The organism is Ekhidna algicida, from assembly GCF_051379705.1.
Lineage (GTDB): Bacteria > Bacteroidota > Bacteroidia > Cytophagales > Cyclobacteriaceae > Ekhidna.
The window spans coordinates 3,203,050-3,222,192 of sequence record NZ_CP179868.1; the positions used below are offsets into that span (position 1 = coordinate 3,203,050).

Annotated in this window: 15 protein-coding genes and 1 other RNA gene; 4 read left to right on the plus strand and 12 right to left on the minus strand. The window is 41.7% G+C overall.

What is annotated here, in order from left to right; translation table 11 throughout:
• Window positions 1-231: 231 nt before the first annotated feature.
• Both ACL8WY_RS14395 and ACL8WY_RS14400 read right to left on the minus strand, forming a co-directional pair.
• Complete coding sequence (locus tag ACL8WY_RS14395; RefSeq protein WP_436515451.1) at window positions 232-1,353, minus strand: trans-sulfuration enzyme family protein; 1,122 nt, start codon at window positions 1,351-1,353, stop codon at window positions 232-234.
• A 51-nt stretch (window positions 1,354-1,404) separates the two neighbouring features.
• On the minus strand, window positions 1,405-3,765 hold the full coding sequence (locus ACL8WY_RS14400) for an ABC transporter permease (RefSeq protein WP_436515452.1): 2,361 nt from the start codon (window positions 3,763-3,765) through the stop codon (window positions 1,405-1,407).
• A 262-nt stretch (window positions 3,766-4,027) separates the two neighbouring features.
• Here ACL8WY_RS14400 and ACL8WY_RS14405 point away from each other — a divergent pair, with 262 nt between their 5' ends.
• On the plus strand, window positions 4,028-6,544 hold the full coding sequence (locus ACL8WY_RS14405; RefSeq protein ID WP_436515453.1) for a TonB-dependent receptor domain-containing protein: 2,517 nt from the start codon (window positions 4,028-4,030) through the stop codon (window positions 6,542-6,544).
• A 474-nt stretch (window positions 6,545-7,018) separates the two neighbouring features.
• Here the strand turns inward: ACL8WY_RS14405 and ACL8WY_RS14410 are convergent, their stop codons facing one another.
• From ACL8WY_RS14410 to ACL8WY_RS14425, 4 genes are all read right to left on the minus strand, one after another.
• Window positions 7,019-8,287, minus strand: coding sequence for a type II toxin-antitoxin system HipA family toxin (locus tag ACL8WY_RS14410; protein ID WP_436515454.1), 1,269 nt, complete (start codon window positions 8,285-8,287; stop codon window positions 7,019-7,021).
• Window positions 8,288-8,289: 2 nt separating this feature from the next.
• Window positions 8,290-8,604 carry a helix-turn-helix domain-containing protein gene (locus ACL8WY_RS14415; protein ID WP_436515455.1) on the minus strand — a complete coding sequence of 105 codons (315 nt, stop codon included), beginning with the start codon at window positions 8,602-8,604 and terminating at the stop codon, window positions 8,290-8,292.
• A gap of 311 nt (window positions 8,605-8,915) precedes the next feature.
• Window positions 8,916-9,316: a transfer-messenger RNA gene (gene ssrA / locus ACL8WY_RS14420) on the minus strand.
• A gap of 74 nt (window positions 9,317-9,390) precedes the next feature.
• Complete coding sequence (locus tag ACL8WY_RS14425; protein WP_436515456.1) at window positions 9,391-10,413, minus strand: potassium channel family protein; 1,023 nt, start codon at window positions 10,411-10,413, stop codon at window positions 9,391-9,393.
• 118 nt (window positions 10,414-10,531) lie between these two features.
• Between ACL8WY_RS14425 and dnaX the strand changes: the two genes are divergently transcribed.
• From dnaX to ACL8WY_RS14440, 3 genes are read left to right on the plus strand one after another with little or no spacing between them, the layout of a single operon-like run.
• Window positions 10,532-11,650, plus strand: a complete 1,119-nt coding sequence (dnaX, locus tag ACL8WY_RS14430; RefSeq protein ID WP_436515457.1) for a DNA polymerase III subunit gamma/tau — start codon at window positions 10,532-10,534, stop codon at window positions 11,648-11,650.
• A 59-nt stretch (window positions 11,651-11,709) separates the two neighbouring features.
• Window positions 11,710-12,348: a hypothetical protein gene (locus ACL8WY_RS14435; protein ID WP_436515458.1), complete on the plus strand. Its 639-nt coding sequence runs from the start codon at window positions 11,710-11,712 to the stop codon at window positions 12,346-12,348.
• 20 nt (window positions 12,349-12,368) lie between these two features.
• Window positions 12,369-12,815, plus strand: a complete 447-nt coding sequence (locus ACL8WY_RS14440; protein ID WP_436515459.1) for a hypothetical protein — start codon at window positions 12,369-12,371, stop codon at window positions 12,813-12,815.
• Window positions 12,816-12,835: 20 nt separating this feature from the next.
• On the opposite strand, the gene ACL8WY_RS14445 is transcribed toward ACL8WY_RS14440, so the two are convergent.
• The 6 genes from ACL8WY_RS14445 to ACL8WY_RS14470 all read right to left on the minus strand — a co-directional run bounded on the left by ACL8WY_RS14445 (window position 12,836) and on the right by ACL8WY_RS14470 (window position 19,061).
• Complete coding sequence (locus tag ACL8WY_RS14445) at window positions 12,836-14,638, minus strand: LysM peptidoglycan-binding domain-containing protein (protein WP_436515460.1); 1,803 nt, start codon at window positions 14,636-14,638, stop codon at window positions 12,836-12,838.
• A complete protein-coding gene (locus tag ACL8WY_RS14450) occupies window positions 14,635-15,273 on the minus strand; it encodes an O-methyltransferase (RefSeq protein ID WP_436515461.1) in 639 nt (212 codons plus the stop codon). Before ACL8WY_RS14450 ends, ACL8WY_RS14445 begins: the two co-directional genes overlap by 4 nt.
• A gap of 16 nt (window positions 15,274-15,289) precedes the next feature.
• Window positions 15,290-16,528, minus strand: a complete 1,239-nt coding sequence (locus ACL8WY_RS14455) for a M16 family metallopeptidase (protein ID WP_436515462.1) — start codon at window positions 16,526-16,528, stop codon at window positions 15,290-15,292.
• Window positions 16,529-16,575: 47 nt separating this feature from the next.
• Window positions 16,576-17,139, minus strand: coding sequence for a DUF4136 domain-containing protein (locus tag ACL8WY_RS14460; protein WP_436515463.1), 564 nt, complete (start codon window positions 17,137-17,139; stop codon window positions 16,576-16,578).
• 253 nt (window positions 17,140-17,392) lie between these two features.
• On the minus strand, window positions 17,393-18,628 hold the full coding sequence (locus tag ACL8WY_RS14465; protein ID WP_436515464.1) for an RNA polymerase sigma factor: 1,236 nt from the start codon (window positions 18,626-18,628) through the stop codon (window positions 17,393-17,395).
• Window positions 18,629-18,725: 97 nt separating this feature from the next.
• A complete protein-coding gene (locus ACL8WY_RS14470) occupies window positions 18,726-19,061 on the minus strand; it encodes a YciI family protein (protein ID WP_436515465.1) in 336 nt (111 codons plus the stop codon).
• Window positions 19,062-19,143: the final 82 nt, after the last annotated feature.

Below are 19,143 nucleotides of genomic sequence, written 5' to 3' on the forward strand. Positions count from 1 at the left end.
TTTTTGCTTAAATAATCTGTAAACATTAACGAGTCTTTACTCCTGATTTATTAAATGAGTAGATCGCTAGATGTATTCTTGATTAATTATGTGCTGATTAAAGTAGCGTAGTGCTTTATAATTCCAATATTGATTGGATTAATGTATAGTGGCCATCTGATTTAATTAGTTGAATAAAAAAAAGGTAGCCGCTTAGAAAGACCAGCTCTGCCTGGTCTTTTTTTTTATCTATTATCCAACTGCTTTTTGCAATGCCTGATTCAAGTCGTCCCATAAATCCTCCACACCTTCAACGCCCACGCTTAGCCGTAGTAATGTCTCTGGTAAATGACTTTGCCCCGATATGGCAGCCCGCCTTTCAATGGTAGATTCGACAGCTCCAAGACTGGTAGCATGCAGGATAAGTTTCACTTGATGGCATACGGAATCTGCAGTAGCACTATCACCTACAGTATCGAAAGAGATGATGGTTCCAAAGCCATTGAGCTGTTCTTTCGCGATAGCATGACTTGGATGATTAGTTAAGCCAGGATAGCGGACGTGAGCTACATTGGAATTTTGCTGTAATCGTCGGGCTAATTCCATTGCATTCTGCTGAGCTCGTTCCAGCCTCAGGTGCATGGTGCGGATGCCTCGAAGAGCCAGGAAGACTTCCATAGCGCCCGGAGTAGCCCCGATCAACTCACGTGATTTACGAAGTTGCTCTAATAGTTTAGGGTTATTGGTAGAAGCTACACCTGATAACAGGTCCGAATGTCCGCCGATAAATTTTGTGGCTGACTGGACAGAAACATCAGCGCCTAAATCCAGAGGTTGTTGATTAATGTGAGTAGCAAATGTATTATCGACTCCCAAAATTGATCCGGCCTTGCGCTTTGTAGAACAAATTTTTCGTAAGTCAGCGATCTCCAAAAGCGGGTTGGATGGCGATTCCAGCCATATTAAGTCAGCATACTCCAGTGCCTTCAACCAACCATCGGTATCTTTTACTGCTACTTTCTCTACGCTCCAGATTCCTTTCTGTTCACCTTCATTTGCCAAGCTAGCTACACCCTGATAGCAATCGTCAGGTATGACGATCGTTGATCCAGTTTTTACTTGATTGAAAACTGCCGAAATAGCAGCCATTCCTGATGAGAACACAACAGCCTCGCCGTGCTCCAGGCCTCCAATGATTTCTTCCAGCGCACTCCAGGCCTGCGTGCCTTCGTTTCTTGCATAAGCAAATTCATCACCCAAGATGTAATTGGAAGCCAGGATGGGTGGGATATTCAAGGATTTGCCCACTTCATTTTCCCTGCCAGCGCTTACGAGCCAAGACGCTATCCCCAGGTTGCCGGAGGAGTTTTTCATTCTTTATCTAATTTTTCAGATAAAGCTACACAAGCTCCCGAACTATCAGAGTCACTCCACCTTCAAGCCGATCACCGGATTGGCTTTCGATACTTTTCTTACCTGCGTAGAAACGGTGGCCAACAATACGAAAATCAACAGTACTACCGCAATCATTACTCCGGAAATCGTCATAGGGATGTGGTATTCATAAACCTCATCCATGAGTGCTCCCATCAGGAAGTAACTGATCGGACCACCTATCGCTAGAGAAATGGCAAAAAGCCAAACATATTGTTTGGTTATGTTGGTCGCAATATTTGTTAATTGAGCCCCCAGCACTTTTCGTATGCTAAACTCCCGTACTCTGCCTGTAACGTTGAGCGTAACCAAACCATAGAGACCAAGTGCAGCCAACATCACAGCTATAAATGCAACCGCCTTCATGAATTTGGCGTGGTTGCCAATTTCCTCAAAGTAGTTACCAAATACATCTTCCTGATGTCCTCCATTGAAAGGAGTTTCCGGGAATAGCTCAGCCCATTCCGCTTGCAGTGCTTCATAGGTTTCTTCCTCTGTTCCAGCCATTACCTTTAGGGTCATATATCTATAGTTTTCCTTGTCGGCTACCCGAAACATAGTAGGCCTGATTTCATTGAAGAAGCTATACATGTGAAAGTCGCTAACTACTCCTATGATTTCATATTGAATGCTGTCTATCTTGAAGAATTGACCAATCGGCTCTTGGAGGCCCATGCTTTCAATCATAAGTTCGTTTGCCACAACTGCTTGCTTGTCACTTTCAAATCGATCTCTAAAAAATCGACCTTCTAGCAGCTCCAAACCCATAGACTCAGCGTAGTTGGCGTCTACGGATAGTTCAGTCACCTCGTATTGGCGTTCTGGAGTTTCGATGACTCTCGTCAAAGAGCCTCTACCCAAATGGCTTTGTGATCCCAGGATTTGCTGAACATTTGGGTTTTGCGTCATCACAGCACTAAGTTTTTCATAACCTGACTGGTCAGGTACTCTCACGTACATGGATTTTTGCGGATCGTATCCCCAACTGCGATTGGCCTGGTAGGTGGTGTTTTGAGTAAAGATCACTCCACATGTGATGGTAATGCATGCAAGAATCAATTGGAATCCTAAAAATATTTTGGTGAGCGGATTTTTCTTTCCAAACTGTACAGAGCCCTTGAAAATACGGACTACTTCAAACCTGGCGATATAAAAAGCAGGATAAATGCCCGATGCAACTCCGGTAAAAAGCAGGATAGACCCCAGGAATATCCAGAGATTGCCATCGGTGAGACGAAGACCTAAGTTGATGTTAAATAGGTTGTTGAACCAGGGTAGAAAAACAAAGGCACCCAGAAGAAGACCAAAGAATAGAGCGAAAAGAGTCACAAATATATTTTCTGAAATAAACTGGATGATGACCAGTCTTCTGTTGGCACCGATTACTTTCCTTACGCCAATTTCTTTCAATCTTTTAGAAGCGGAAACAATAGCAATGTTGATGTAGTTGAAGCAGGCCAGCAGCAGCATAAACAAGCCGATAATCGGAAGTATCAGTCGAGCTTCGTCTTCGACACCAGAGGAGATATCACTGCTTATATCTCCTGATCTATTGTGCAAATCTGCGAGTTTGACAAACTCAAACTTCGAAATCGCCCAATCTTCACGAACGGTGTTCTGAAGCTTACGATATTTTTCCATTCCTTCCTCTATGATTGCTAAATCCGAAGGTTGTTCTACCTGGATTAGTGTGGCATTGACGAATCCACGCCAGTTAGTCAAATCATAATCGGGATGCGTGGTATTTATGTTTTCGAAATTGACAAGGAAGTTGAAATCAATGGCATGTGCCAGGGGAAAAGGTTCAGCTACTCCGGATACGATAAAGGTTTTGCGTACGTCTCCGAATTTCAGAAGTACATTCTTGCCGACAGGATTTTCATCACCAAAGTACTTTTTAGACATTCTGTCACTAAAAATGATACTGTTCATATCAGCCAGCGAACTAGCCTGTCCCCATTTCAACGGAAAGGTGAACATCTCAAGAAATTCAGGATCGGCAAATCGAACATCTTCGTTGAAAACCTTATCCTCATATTTTATAACGGTCCCAAAATCTTCAACTCTACATACCTTCTGGATTTGGGTCAAATCTTCTCTCAGCATAGCTCCCAGCGGCGTGGGAGATAATCCAAGGTGACGCTCAGTTCCATCTCGATCCACGTAAAAAGTGGTTAGATAGACTTCATTTTTGTTTTCATGAAAGTCATCGACGGTATAGTCGAACTCCATGAACGAGTATACTATCAAGCAGACGCCAATGGCAACTGCAAGTCCGAACAAATTGATGAATGAGCTCAGTGGATTTTTCAGTAAGCTTCGAAGGGAGGTTTTGAGGTAGTTTTTGAACATTGGGCTTCCTTTTTTTAGTCCTAAGGTGATTGATTGCTCTAAGGTTTCGGATAGAGCTATGCTCTATAGATGCTGATTTCGAGAAAAGGTTGCTTAATTGAGGAAAAAGGTTGGCTAATAAGGGCATGACTTGTTACTAGCCTTCTTAAACCCAGAAGTAATTTCCGCGCTAGGGGGAGATAAAAAAACCACTCATCCTAAATCTGAGTATTCATTCAAACAAAATTGAACCTTCAATTGTCTATAAGAGGACTTAAACCTAATGACATTGAAACATTTATATACTTTAATCACCTCCATTGTAATTATCGTTTGCACCGTTTTTGCGGCATCTGCACAACGACCTTCAGGTCCACCATCAGGATATAAAAGTGGTTCTACCCCAAAGGTGGGATATGGGAAATTGGGTGGAATTGTGACTGACGAGAATGATGAGCCTGTTCCATACGCAACCGTTAGAGTCTTAAATGACAAAGACGATAAGCTTATAGACGGTACAATAGCAGAAGAAGATGGGAAATGGGTGATTCGTAATGTGCCGGAAGGAGACTTTAAGATCATCATTTCTTTCATGGGTTACGAATCAATCAACAAAGGTCCGTATAAGGTGACTGGGAAAGGTGAGTCTTATGATTTGGGCAGAACAGTACTTGCTTCTTCTGTCACTGAATTGGATCAGGTTGTTGTAGAAGGTCAAAGAGAATTGATCGAAGACAAGGTAGATAGGATCGTTTATAATGCAAGCCAGGATAATACTACCGCAGGTGGTGATGCTTCAGACGTGTTAAGAAGAGTGCCTTTATTGTCCGTGGATTTGGATGGAAATGTTTCATTACGTGGGAGCAGCAATCTAACTGTTTTGATCGATGGTAAACCTTCTACCATCACAGCCGGTAATCTCGCGGACGCTCTGCGCCAGATTCCAGCAGATGAAATAGAATCGGTAGAAGTTATTACTTCACCTTCGGCGAGGTATGATGCAGAGGGAACAGGAGGAATTATCAATATTATCACGAAAAAGAACAACTTAAAAGGAGGCACACTCTCGGTCAGAACAGGAGTTGGTTACAGAGGTTCAAACCTTGGACTTAATGCCGGTTATCGGACAGGAAAATTGGGCTTGACTTTGGGCGGGAATGGCTTTGCAGGTTACAATATCTTGGGATCGACAGAAAATGAGCAGATTGTAACTGATGAATTTGGCAATGAATTGTCGAGGACGAACCAATTTGCCGAGACGGTTAGCTCAAGAATCTCCGGACGATACAACTTTGGATGGGACTACACCTTCAACAAATACAATTTTATTGGAGGAGGCGTCAACTACCGAATATTTGATTCGCGCAACGATCAAAACGACAGACTTACAGAGTTTACGAATGCAATGGGATCAACATCTTTTGTTCAGGATGTATTTACACTGACCAATTCCAATAGCGTTGATGTCAATTTCAACTACATCAGGTCATTTGAGAAAAAGGGTAAAGAGATAAGTTTGATCTCACTTTATAGTCAAGATTCCAGGAATAATGATTTCACTATTGAAAATATATCAGGAACTAATCCATTTGACACACGAAACGAGAATGTCAGCAATAACAAGGAGTTCACCATTCAGCTCGATTATGTAGAGCCTATTGGAGATAAAGCCAGGTTTGAAACGGGAGTCAAGAATATCTCAAGGACCGTAACAAGTGACTTCCAGCTTTTACAACGTCAGGATAACGATCCGTACACCGAAGTGCAGGGACCAAGTGTAAGTAACTTCTTCAGTTATAATCAGAACGTTTCTGCAGGGTTTGTTTCAGGACTTGTTGAGCTTCCTTCTAATTTCACTATACAGGCTGGCGGACGGTATGAATACACGACCATCACAGCAAATTTCTCTGAAGGAACAGATTTAGATATTGGAGATTACGGAACATTCGTGCCCAGCATCAACATGTCTAAGAAGCTAAAAAACAACCTTACCATGAAGTTTGGGTACTCCAGAAGAATTGCACGTCCAAGCTTACAGTTTTTGAATCCGAATATCAATGCAGCCAATCCACTGGATATCTCTCAGGGAAACCCGGACTTACTACCGGAATTTACAGACCAGGTAGAATTTTCCATCAGTAGATTTAAGCGTACAACTTCATTGAATCTTTCGGCCTTTGTCAGGTCCACCAACGGAAGCATTCAGTCGGTAACCGAGACCATAGGACAGGATACTGTTTATACCACGTTCCAAAACATTGGCGAAGCGGATGCTTATGGTATCAATGCTTTCGGAAGTGTCAGGAAAGAAAAGTTTACTCTCAATGGTGGTATTGACGCTTTTTATACGGTATTGACCAACAACATTGACAACCCGTTATTCAATGCCGAGAACGATGGTTTTGTATTTAATGCCAGGCTATTTGGTAGTTATAAGCTAACAGATATGTGGGTTATTCAGATGTTCGGATTTTACCGAAGCTCCAGAGTTCAGTTGCAAGGATTTAGCAATCCTTTTTACATATACAGCTTGAGCATTAATCGTAACTTCAAAAATAATAAAGGAAGCATTGGCATTGGAGCAAACAATTTTGCTACACCGAGGAGTTTTCTGGATTCCGAAACCACGACTCCATTGCTAGTTCAAAGAAGTACAAGGGAGCTCCAGCTCTTGAATTTCAGGATCAATTTCAGCTATCGCATCGGCAAGCTCACGCAGCGTGCTTCCAAGAAGGTGAAGAAAGTCTCCAATGATGATTTGAAGGATGGAGGCAGCACTGATGATGACCAAAATCAGTAGGATGCACACAGTTACTCTCGAAGCGACGGTTTAGGAACTACAGCGGCAGACTCTCATCCGTTTTATTAATACAAAAAGCTGCACTAGCAGCTTTTTCTTTTTGTAGAGTTGAAGAAACTGGACGCTTGAATTAATGCATGGAAGAATTAATGTGATTTATTAGGCGGTAGGAAGAGATTGACAAGTCTTATAGTTTGCAGACTAGATATAGTGCACGGAAGTAACTTCCGCACTAATGGGGATTAGGTTCCATTGTTATATCTATATCGCTTTTATAAATAGCCTCTGATTGTAAGTGAGTCTTATTTTGAGCTGAATTGTAAAGGATTAATTGTGGAGTCGGAGGAACTCACAGCTATCAAATTATGTATTGATAATCAAATAGTTGTAAAAAAAATTCATATAGGTAACCGACTTAGTAACGCACATTTTGCACTTTTTTGGTCGTAGTTGACTCCCGAACCCTCGTCCAAATCAGCTCATTGCCTGGTCAAAAGCAGATGCTTTGAGCTCTTGTTCAGCTCTCGGTATCCCATACTTATTTGCTATATCAGGCCATTGCTGTACAGCATTTTTCACCTCATCAATTATGGCGTTGGCTCTTCCTTCGTCTAGCCTAAAGTATTCATATACTTCGATGGCAAGATTCAAATCAAGAGCATTGTCATCTTCTGAAATGTTCAATTTCAATCCGGTTCCTGTTTCAACCGGATTGATGTCAAAAGCCGGTGATAATAACCAGCCTTCATTGGTCAAAATGAAGCCATGATTCCGAAGATGATCATCAGTGTTGGAAACACAGATACTAAAGGTGATCCTCCTCCAGAGCTCCTCCAAATCAGCTGCCACATTAGCACCTTTACTGGTGATGAATTCAACCAACTCCAAATAGCTCACTCCTGCCGCAGCATCAGCACCATCGGTATACCCGAGCTGTGTCATCGCTGATGTAAAGTGTAAGCGCTTACCGTCAGTCGTTCTGTCGAATCTTTTAGTTAGGAAAGTATGGTAATCACTAGAGAACTTTCGAGCCTGGCACTGCGCCATGTTAACACCAGCGTCTATGGCCATATCATAGGTGACCATTTCCCAGGCACCAATGTCACCTTCATCGTTTCGACTTGGAAACTTAGCAATCCAAAGATGGTTGTCTGGATCAAGGACACTAGCTTTTGGCCTTGCCCCTCCAAGTGACGATCCAGGATTCACCAACATATTCAACCACTGTAAGTACTCCGGGTTATCAATTGCATCCTCCTCTTCAAGTCTCAAACTTATTTGTTCAATTTCTCGGATGGATGTCCATGGAGGACTAGCTTGTCTTTCATCATCGCTCAAGAATGGTCCTTCAGGATCTAGCTTAAATCTTAGCCCACCCATTCGATGGCCATCATAAACACCTAACAAATAATCGGTCTCAAAAAGCTTGTTTCTCTGTCTGTCGTTCAGTCTTGCTTCAGCTGCTTCTCTTCGTTGCATAAGCACCCTACCCCAGCGATCAGGAGAAGAGTCAAGGAAGAGGCCAAAATTAGATTTATTCTCTTCATTTAGATACTGTGGTCCAGTATATAACTGCAAATCAGGATCTACAGTCTGTGCATGTTTGGACTTTAGCCAGGTGTCGTCATATTCAAATGAAAATATCTCTTTGCCTCTAAGAAGCTCAGACGAAAGGATTCCCATAAAAAGAGGGCCATTGATCTCCTCCCAGTCCGCATATACATATATTTTTCGCTTTGCCATGGCTAATTCTTCTTAGGTGCTCGCTCTTTCGTTGACAGTCCAGCATCTTGGAGTTTCCTTCCAAGTTCATCGTCCTTTGCTAGTGCTAATAGATCGTTTTCTAATCCTAATACCTTGAGTACATTGAGATAATGGCCAATACTTACAGTTGCCTTCCCCTGTTCGATAGATATCAGTGTATTCCTTCCGATCCCTGCTCTCTCCGCAACCATTTCTCCACTAAGCTTCCGTCTTAGCCTTGCAAGCTTGATTTGTTCACCAACGGTTTCAAGAATATGAATTGTTTTTGGAAGCAATATGGCACTCTTCTTCGGCATAATGTTTATTATTTTGTGCAAATATATATAATATTGTTTATTATATTAAACATTATAATTATAGTTAAATACTATTTTCTCACCATTCCCTACGTTGCTTCCACTCAAAATCCTTTTTCATTTTATCCCACTGATGATAGTAATAACAATGACTTCAAGAGGAAGAGAAATTAGTTTTACAATATCGGAACTACTCATATTTTAATATATATAAAAACTGATGCTTATATTGATATTGTTGGCTCTAGCTGGAACTATATGAATAAAAAAACCTCTAACTAGCTGATATACAGCAAGAAAGAGGATTTAATAAGTGGAGTCGGAGGGATTCGAACCCTCGTCCAGCGAAGGAAACCATAAACCTTCTACATGTTTAGTCATTCTTGCTTTATCTCGTACTAGCAGCTGGTGAACAACAACCTACTACTGATACCAGTCGCTTAATTTCACCGAAGGTCCACGACACTACCTCTGGCTATTCCTTATTATGACACCCTAAATTCCGTTCTCAAGGACAAAGAACAGTAGGATGTGACAGGGGGAACCTATGTGGCTCAACCCTAATTAATTCTCTACTTAATTCAAGAATTATGCTGCCATAGCGTAGTTAGACTCGCCAATTACAATTGTGAATGAATTGATTACGCGTGCTCATTCAACACCCGACATGCTAGCGTATGCCTTGCACTTCCTGTCGATTCCGGTCGACCCCATGGTACAAAGTTAACACGAGTAGGTTACTTAGAATTCCGTAAGTAGGTTTTTAATTGACTTCCCTGATTTGAATCACTTTCGCCTGTAGATTTCAGCAAATTTTTGAAGGCAAATCGTCGAGCCTAAAAGGATCAAATGGTCTTCCTTGCCTACTACCGTTTGTCCGGCAGGCGCGGGAATAATTCCTTTAATATCATCTTTGACACCTATCACTACTGCCCCGGTTCGTTCTAAAATATTCAGATCCGTGAGCGCTCTGTCTTTAAACTCGTCCTTCAATTCTTTATAGTCGATTTCCTCAAGATGATAATCCAGACCTGAAGTACCGTTAATCAGATTCAGAAATTCGATCACGATGGGCTTGGTGATCATATGAGCCATAAACATACCGCCCAATGCATCCGGCCGAACGGTGAAATTTGCACCCGCATGATAGAGTTTATCTTGCGTTTCTTCGCTTGAAGTTCTGGCTATGATTTTAATAGTAGGATTAAGGTTTCGGGCCGTCAAAGTAACAAATACATTTACTGAATCTGAAGGAGTGGTTATGATAATGGCCGAGGCTCTTTCTATCCCTATCATCTTAAGGTCCTCGTCCTTGGTTGCGTCACCAATGAACCATTTCAATGGCTTGGGTATTTTATCAGCGATGGATTCATCCTTATCGATGATGATGAAATCTTGGCCGCTTTGTGCGAGTTCTTTGCATGCCTTTCGGCCATTTCGTCCGTACCCACAAACTATTACATGGTCATTTAGCTTATTTAATTTCATGTTGGACCTCAGGTTTTTTAATATTTCATTTAGCCTACCCTCAAAGAAATAATTGGAAACGACTGTCAGGATATATGCGAATAGTGTGACATTGAAGATAATATAAATAGAGGTAAAGATTCTTCCGGATGGCGTCAATTCTTTTACTTCCGTGAATCCTACAGTGCTCACAGTAATGATTGTCATGTAGATCGAGTCAACGGTGTTCATGTCTTCAATCAAAATGAACCCGACAATACCTATTGTGAGACTTATAATGAATAAGATTATAGCCGTGATAAGTCTTCTGAAATGCGCATTGTCTCGTAGCTGCTCAATCATACTTACAATTTACTGCCTGATTGAATCAAAGCGAAAATCACATTGAATTCATTTTCTTTCAGTAAATGTTTCACTGATCTTTCGAGACAAGACACAGGTATATTATCTTGCCAACGGAATGGAAAATTTTGTGGTATCGGCACGTAAGTATAGACCGCTCGGTTTCGAGGAGGTAGTGGGGCAGGAGCACATTACCACAACGCTTGAAAATGCCATCAACTCCAATCACTTAGGTCAAGCATTGCTTTTCTGCGGACCTAGAGGCGTAGGTAAAACCACTTGCGCGCGGATTCTGGCTAAGACTATCAACGGATTTGAGAACGAAGGTCCAGAGGGAACTTCCAATTTCAACATCTTCGAGTTGGATGCCGCTTCCAACAACTCCGTAGAAGACATTCGAAACCTGATTGATCAGGTAAGATATCCGCCTCAGCAAGGAAAGTATAAGGTATACATCATCGATGAGGTTCACATGCTTTCCACCCAGGCCTTCAACGCGTTTTTGAAGACGCTGGAAGAACCACCTGATTATGCCATTTTCATTTTGGCAACTACTGAAAAGCACAAAGTGATACCAACAATCCTTTCCAGATGTCAGATCTATGATTTCAATCGTATTGAAGTCAGCGATATCGTAAAGCAATTGGAAAAGATCGCTTCCAGTGAAAAGGTAGAGGCAGAAAATGAAGCTTTACACCTGATTGCACAAAAAGCCGACGGTGCCTTAAGAGATGCACTTTCCATTTTTGATTTGATAACCACTTTTTCATCAGATGGAAAGATCACCTATCAGGATACGATCAAGAACTTACACATCCTTGATTACGACTACTACTTCAAGTTGGTAGATGATCTCTTGGATCAAAATATGTCCGGTGCACTGATGTTGTTTGATGAGATTTTGAGGAATGGCTTTGATGGAAACAATTTCCTTAATGGTTTTCAGCAGCATCTCAGAAATTTGCTGGTTTCAAAAGACAACCAGACCATCACTTTATTGGAAGTCACAGATAACCTGAAGGCAAAGTATGCTGAGCAATCAGGCAAGTGTAGCCCTTCATTTCTTCTTTCTGCATTGAATATTTCCAATCAGTTTGAGTTGAACTTCAAGCAAAGCAAAAATCAGCGATTGCATGTGGAGCTTTGTCTCATGAAGCTGGCTCACTTAACCAGCGCTCTTACACTTAGCTCCTCTGATGACGGAGCAAAAAAAAAAGGTCACACAGTGACAAGATAAAAGAAGAGTTAAGCGATAGGACTGAACCTCAAAATGACAAAGATCCGGGACAGCTTAAAGTGAAGCCTGATCAAACTCCAAAGGCTGTGTTGCCTAAAGAAGAGGCGGTGGAAGCACCAGGTCCTGTGCAGGATGACATACCTCCGCCACCCACAGAAGAACCCCAGTCAGCTTCAAATAAAGGAACTGACCAATCAGAGCCATCAAAACCCAAACCAAGTCCGGTTCTAAAACCTTCTACTTCTGACAAGCCAAAAGAGACACCCAGTATTTTTGGAAAAAAGAAATCCAAAGAACAAACTGAAGAAGCCTCACCGGTAATTGATAAAAAGGAAACGGAGTATTCGGATGATGATCTCCAGCGTGTTTGGAAAGCTTTTGCCGATCAAAAAACAGATGCCGGAGATACAGAGCGACTGGTGCTGAGTAAGTCAGTGAAAAAGGGCGATAATCACAGTTTCATCATTATGCTGGGCAGTCAGCTGGAAGTCTCCTTTTTGGAGAAATTTGATACTGAATTGGTTCAATACTTCAGAGCTGAGCTTGAAAATGATCACATCGTGATCCGTACGGAGATCGCTGAGATCAAGGACGAGAAAAAGCTTTATACCAGCACCGACATCTTCGATTACATGGTCAAACAAAATCCGGATTTAAAAGATTTAAAAGATCGATTGGGATTGGATTTTGATTATTAGTTCTCATTTAATTCTACAGTATGATTTATCGATTACGGCACTTTGAAAACAATATGCAGATCGTGTCTTCGCTTGGTTGGATAATGGTAATCGTCGGAGTGATTACCCTATTTGTAGGACCTATTCCTGGTGGCTTGATTTTTATTTTACTTGGAGCAGGTCTTATTTGGCTTCAATTACGTGGTAAACGGATCATGGTAGATACAACTTCCCGGACGGTTAAATCAGGTAGAGAAATTACAAGTATTGACAATCCATCTCAGGTGTTCATGAAAGAGGTCAGAGTTTCGCAAACAGTAAATTCAAGAGGAAGCTCTGCCAACGTGAAGATGTATTTCTACAAAGCCTACATTCAAGATGGAGATAATAATATCCTCATTTCATGTAATCGAAATGATCAACGTGATATGGAGGCATTGAAAAGAATTGCCAATGATCTAAAAATACCTTTTGAGAAGAATTATTAGGATTTGATTAATACTAAATTCTATTGCTCTCCATAAACCTTCAAGTCCTGTCCGACATTCAAATCAAATGTCTTCATGCCGTTTAGGTCCATCACCTCATCGACAGTCATGTCGTACTTACGAGAGATAGCGTAAAGTGTCTCCCCAGGTTGTACTGTATGTTCAATAATATTCTTACCAGCCGAGGCTTCCTCGATAGGCGCTTTAACCAAAATATTTTGGCTGATCTTGAGAGCATCTGGATTTGGAAGCTCATTCCATCGCAGCAGATCATCCATTTTTACCTCATACAATTGAGAAATTCCCCACAATGATTCTCCGGAAGCCACCGTATGAATTTTTACCTTTCTGAGTCGTTCTTCCTTCATATCCACTTCAGGCACTACGATTGGTGCAACTTCTTCTTCAATAACTTCTTCGTCCAGAGGCTCCTCGACGGATTCTTTCGTAATGACTGCATCTTCTACTGAATTGGTAGAAGCGGTAGGTTTAGCCACAGGTTTGGTGATCACAGGGCTGGTCAGTTTGTGATAAGCTATCGGCTCACTGGTAGGTCGGGTTCTGTCCATCCAAAGCACTCTTCCGGGCTTTAATTCATCAATGACGCTCATGCGATTTCTGCTGGCGAGCTTGCTCAGTTTGATGCCGTATTGCTGAGATATCTCCCAGAGGCTTTCATCCGATTTGGTAACATGGAATCCAATCTTAGCTTTTCCCTTTTTCTTTTTGATGTAGTAAAACTCATTGGCAATGATCTTATCTGTCTCTCCCATGTCATTGTACTTCCTAAATTTCTTTTCTGAAACACCGGCCCGTGCCGATAAGCTGTGTACATCGTCACTATTTCTAGCTAAAATAGATGGAATGCCATTGAGTGGGATGATAGTGGATTTGTTCGCTTCAGTTATCCCGGGTGTTAATTCAGAAGGGTAAATCTTGGATTGAGGTTCAGAAATCTTGCTTCTCTTGTTTGAGTTTTCCGCCACAAGTCGTTTAGGAGGAGTGCCCTTTCTAGGAATCATTACCGAGTAGGTTTTGTCAGAAGGCACAGACCCACGTAACAGCCACTTGTTGTATTTTTTCAGTTCCTCCGGATCCACTTTCTCTTGACGAGCAATTTGTTCCAACGATTTGCCTCCTGTATTGGTGATTTCGTCAAGCCAAATACCTTCTGAATGGGGAAGTCCAACGGAAGGAGTAAACGCAACTACATGGGCAATGAACTTCTTCAGGTACCAATAGGTATTCGTAGTGATGGTTAATTTCTTCTTTCCGTAGTTTGATTTATCTGTATGGTTTTTCGCTCCACCGGCACCGGCCTGATAAGCAATGACTGCATAGGCCCAGTTGTCAAAATAGAAATTGTTTGAGTTGAAATACTTACCTGAGCCACGAGAAGCGGAAACAATATTGAGTCTTTCATCTACTTTTCGATCTACCACTAGCCCTACTTCCCTGCCTGTAAAGTCTTTGAATTGCCAGAATCCAACGGCATTGGCTGAAGAGACCGCATCTGAAATCAATGCACTTTCCTGTATTGCCAGGAACTTGATTTCATCCGGAATGCCTGCTTTTTTGTGCTCCCTTTCGATGTAAGGAAAATAGAGATTCATACGATCGACCAGAATGCCGAAATAGGTCTGACTCTTGGTCAATCGATCCACATCCTTCTGAATTTGCCTACGAGCGGATTCATTGATAGTAAGCTTCACATCACCAATCATCATCTCGCGAGGTACCGTCTGAGAAAATGCGGTGAGGTTAACCATTAGGAATAGTACCCAGCCTGAAACTTGAACCTTATAGCTAAAACCTTTCTTCATATCTTTCGCAATATCATCAACCCATCACGGATGGGAAATAAAACGTTTTGTACCCTGGAATCGGTATTCGCTTTTTGATTGAATGAACGTATCGACTCAGTGGCCTTGTCATTCTTAGACTTATCAAACACTTTGCCACTCCATAGCACATTATCGGCAATGATAAATCCTCCGGTCTTCACTTGGTCAATTACCAGATCAAAATAGCTTACATAATTCTCTTTGTCCGCATCGATAAAGACAAGATCCCAGGATGATTGCAATGTTGGAATAATGTCCATCGCATTGCCTACTTTCATTTCTATTTGTTCGGAATAGTCTGATTGAGCAAAGTATTGCTTCGTTCGCACCGACAACTCTTCATTGTTGTCAATGGTGATCAATTTTCCATCGGATTGCAGACCTTCTGCCAAACACAGTGCTGCATAGCCGGTGTAGGTTCCAATCTCCAGGATATTACTTGGTCGTATCATGTGCGAAAGCATAGATAATACGCGTCCTTGAAGATGACCGGAAAGCATGCGAGGCTTCAATACATGGAGGTGAGTTTCCCTGTTGATTTGCTGGAGCAAACCAGATTCAGGCTCGGAGTGATCTTCCACATATTTCTGAAGATCGTCAGGTAAAAATTCCATGTATGTAAAGATAGAATTATTCTGGCAGATAAGTCAAAGCACTCATCTGATCGGAGGGTAAATATTGTGTAGCTAATTCCTGAATGTGATTGGAGGTAATTCCATCGATCTTTTCAAAGACACTATTGATATCCGGAACCTTATTCAAATCCAATTGACTCTTGGCCATCATCAGCATAATAGCATTTTTGTTTTCCTCTGAAAGAGCCATTTGTCCCTTGATTTGATTCTTAGCTTTGTGCAACTGCATGTTGCCAAGAGGTTTATTTTTTAATGCTTCGATCTCCCTGAGAATAATTCGCTGGCTTTTCTTGATGTTTTTGGGATCGGTGGCGAAGTATATAGCAAACTGTCCGACCTCAAAGTACGGCGCGTAGCTTGCATCTACTCCGTATACTAATCCATGTTTTTCTCGAAGGCTGAGGTTTAAGCGTGAACTCATACTCGGCCCTCCTAGTAGGTTTACCAGAAAGAAAAATGGAATGCGATTGGGATCTTGGATACTCAAGGAAGGCATACCCATCGCGAAGTGGGCTTGTGTAATCGGCTTCTTAACTTCTTTTCTGGAAGGTGTGTATCCTGAAAACCACTTTCGGTCTAGCGTGTGATTTTTGTGCGGGATGTCTTTTAAATATTTCGTCGCTAAACGTTGAATCTTCTTGGCAGAGTAATTTCCAACACTCGATAGGATGATCTTTTCGGTATTGAGATTGCGATCAAGAAAGGCGCGAAAATCTCCCTTTTGAAAAGATTTTACTGTTTGCTCGGTTCCCAGAATGTTTCTTCCTAATGGGTGATTGGGGAACAGAAGTTCATCAAACTCATCCTGTATGGAATCCTCCGGAGTATCACGATACATGCTCATCTCTTCCAAGATGACAGTGCGTTCCTTTTCAATCTGCTTTTCTGGGAAGGTAGAATTGAAGGTGATGTCGCATAGTAGCTCTACCGCTTTGTCCAGGTGGATATCTAGCAGCGAAGCATAGAAACAGATTTTTTCTTTGGTTGTGTAGGCATTTAACTCGCCACCCAATGATTCCAAGCGGTTGATAATGTGGTAGGAGCTGCGCTTGGTGGTTCCTTTGAAGACCATGTGTTCCAGAAAATGGGCAAGTCCTTGCTCATCTGACGATTCGTCTCGGCTTCCCATATCCAACATAATCCCCACGTGGGCGATTTTGGTATGATTTACTTCTTTGTGGATGACCCGAATGCCATTGGGTAGTTCGATCAGCTCGTATTCCTTCTTGCTCATTGAAGCGCAAAGGTAGGATTAAGTTGTCAGTTTAAGGTTGTTGCTACTTATTTTGGTTCTGCAACCACAGACAGTTTTTTCATCGCTTTTTCAACAGCGCTCCAGATCTCAGCTTTGTCGTAGACGGGATATAATTCCATGTATCGGACGGCATTGGAACGCCAGATTACTTCTGATTTCTCACGATCGATCACATCAATAATCAAGCTGCCTTTAAGAAACTTCTCATATTCGGGATACAAGTTGCCAATCCAACCAATTTCTGGCATCAATCCATCATAGTTGTCTGCAACTTCTGCAGAGTCTTCTTCTACTATCATGAAAAAATTCAACATCAGATCAGAAGTTTCATCGCTCTGTTCATAGCCTTTTTGATACATATTGTAAGCGACTGCATTGGATATCTCATCTACCACACGCTGATCATATAGGTAATCTGGCCCTTGGTAAGTGACTTCACATCCCTCCAGCCAGCACCAGGTTTTATAAGCATCAAATGATTGATCGGGCTTTTGATAGGTTTTCACTTTGACTGCACATCCTGATACAATCAATACGAGGAGAATTAGACATAGCTTTTGCATGAGTTCTTGACTTTCGTGCAAGTTCATGAAGGATTTAATTTGGAATACTGATTAGGATCAGTTGTGAAGGTGAATTACGTCAAATTGGATTATTGACTTTTAGATCTACTCGATCCGGTAATTTCTTTAATGACCTTAGTGAAATCCGAGACAAAGCATGTAAGTAAAAGGGCCATCATTATTACGTCAAGTTCTTTATAGGTCTGACCAAGATAGAATAAGTACGATGCGGCTATAATTAGAAAGATTAAACGCAGTACGCCAATGATTAACTTTTCGTTCATGATTTTCTTAACTCGGATAACTTGTCACTAAGATAAGCTCTTTCCTTTTCATTCTTCGTGAGCTCTATAGCCTTTTCAAGGGCATTCTTCGCGTCATCCATATTCCCTAGTTTGTGAAGCATTTCACTTTTGATAGCATAGAAAAGGTAGTACTCATCAAAGAACTGTGTGGCTTCTAAGCGCTCAATTTCTTTGACGCCTAATAGGGATCCATGCACCTTTTCTAAAGCAACCACACGGTTAAGTTCGACAATGGGACTTGGGGAAACCTGCAGTTGTAAATCATACAATGCAAGGATGTTTTTCCAGTCTGTTTCCTGGAAAGTCTTTGCACGGCAATGAGTAGCGCTAATGGCCGCCTGGATGAGATACTCATTTATTGAATCTTCTTGAGAAGCACGATCCAGATAGATCAGCCCTTGTTGAATCAACTCCTGATTCCATTTGGATCGATCTTGTTCTTCGAGCGTGATCACATGGCCTTGCTTATCCGTTCGAGCTGCAAATCGCGAAGAATGGAAAAGCATTAGTGCAATCAATGCGTTGGCTGCAGGGGTATTGCAAATCTCACTTTCTATAAGCACACGATTCAGTCTGATTGCATCTTCACATAGCTCCATCCGCATCAGGGTTTCACCTTCTGCAGATTTATATCCTTCATTGAAAAGCAGATAAATAATCTTAAGAACCATGTCGAGCCGGTTCTCAATTTCATGCGCAGGTGGCAGGATCAATTTTATTTCATCCTTCTTAAATTTTTTCTTGGCTCGCGTATAAGCTTTGGCCACTGTCTCCTCTTTCTTAAGCAATGAACTTGATATTTCTCGAATCGAAAGCCCACCTAGAATTTTTAAAGTCAGAATAATCTGATATTCTTGGCTAAGTGAAGGGTGACAGCAGGCAAACATCATGCGCACCAGGTCGTCGTTGATCGATTCTGAGGATAAGTCTTCATTCATTTCTACTACACGCTCCGGTACTTCCTGATTATCCGTTTTTTGATCACGTCTTAGCTGGTCGATCATTTTGTTTCTGGCTACTCGAAAAATCCATCCGGTGGGATTGTCCGGAATTTGAGAGTAGGGCCAGGTTTGCATAGCCTTGATTAAGGCTTCCTGTACACTATCCTCGGCCAATTCAAGATTGGACGCACCATATTTGCTGGTGAGATGTGATACCGCCTTACCATATTCTGTACGAAAGAAATGATCCACAAGCTGTGAGGTCTGCATACCTTAAAGTTGTCATTCCTGACGAATGATAATGAGTTTAGGAATCTTATATGATGCTGTAAGATTTCTGCATTCGCAGGAATGACGTGTGAAAAATTTAAACTCCCATATCTGTGATAATCTCCCGTACTTCGGTAGTTCCTCCGAATTCAAAGATTGGGCAATCCTTGGATAATTCTACAGCGTGATCCATGTCTTTTGCATCCAAGTGAACATAGCCACCTACGATTTCTTTCCCTTCAGTAAATGGCCCATCTGTAACGATTTTTCCACCGGACCCTACCACTTTGCCTTCTTGCTGCAATGGATATCCTTCAGCTTGCACCTTAGCCATCCATTCGCCCCATCGTTGCATATGCGCTTGCATCTGTTCAGGTGATTGGTTTTCATAGCCAGCGTCACCGCCGCGAAATACGTACAAATACTTTTTCATAGTGTTTTAGAGTTTTAGTTAAGTTAAATATTTCCCTAGAGACGAAGTGCAAAATGGATAATGGACAATTGTGGATTAGTAA